Genomic DNA, 933 nt, shown 5'->3' with positions numbered 1-933 from the left:
ACGAACGGTACAGTGACTACGGGGCTATAGCTGCATGAAACTGTCCGAAGTGTTGATAGGGGATTCATTGGAAATTTTTTTAATAAGCCTTAATGGATGGCCCATTGCACTGTTTGAAATTTAAAATCCGGCTATTTGGATCGAAGCAACAACCCATAATTCTTAAAGGCTCATACTTGATACCAACTTATATCAGGCGGGTTAATTGTATGTCAATTACCCTACCCAGTTGAGAGCCAACGAGGTATCCATGGGGCTTATGGGGTGCGCCTATTCTTCCAGGAGAGCTAAAACTTGGACTGACTCTTCCTGCGAGAACTTCAGCCCATACTTCTCCACTATCGCCATAAACCGCTGCGCGTAGATAGCCTGGACTGGCTCATAGGGTGGCATCCACTCGTCAGGGCCTCTGTCACCCTTGCTCTGATTCCGACCGTCATCGACTAGCCATAGGTTCTCATGGTCTTCTGCAAACTGCCGCTTTAGCTCTACGCTCCAATTGGCACCGCGGTGCCCGTGAGCCCATGAAAGCGAGACGATGTGTTCAACATCTAGGTCAGAGGCCAGAAAATAGAAATTTCCAGTGTAGGGGTCCAACCATAGGCCAGTGTCAACCGTGCAACGCTTGGCATTGGTGAAGGTCACCGGGGCCAGAGAGGACTGAACTCGCAGCTCATGACGGGTGCTCTAGCAGCCTTTGTCAGAGTCCGACCAGCGTGGCGGCCACTCATGGGGGTCGTATTCGTTGGTGTTAGCTTCGGCCTTGAAACTGCCAGACAAGATAACTGGCAATAAATGGCACATGGCGACCCCTCCATATTGTTTAGAGATATCGTACCGAACACCACCGGGGAGAACAAACACAAGTGAACACAATAGAGAGTTATAACCGAATCTGGTGTTTGAGGGTTTGAAAGAAAGTAGCGTATCTGG

General features: G+C 49.5%; 2 protein-coding genes. Both read right to left on the bottom strand.

What is annotated here, in order from left to right; genetic code table 11:
• Positions 1 to 270: 270 nt before the first annotated feature.
• Complete coding sequence (locus MO867_RS22270; protein WP_252473251.1) at positions 271 to 645, bottom strand: GmrSD restriction endonuclease domain-containing protein; 375 nt, start codon at positions 643 to 645, stop codon at positions 271 to 273.
• 42 nt (positions 646 to 687) lie between these two features.
• On the bottom strand, positions 688 to 933 hold a 246-nt coding region (locus MO867_RS22265; RefSeq protein ID WP_252473249.1), incomplete at its 5' end, for a hypothetical protein.

Source organism: Microbulbifer okhotskensis, from assembly GCF_023895975.1.
Taxonomy (GTDB): domain Bacteria; phylum Pseudomonadota; class Gammaproteobacteria; order Pseudomonadales; family Cellvibrionaceae; genus Microbulbifer; species Microbulbifer okhotskensis.
This window is presented reverse-complemented; position numbering and strand designations above follow the sequence as displayed.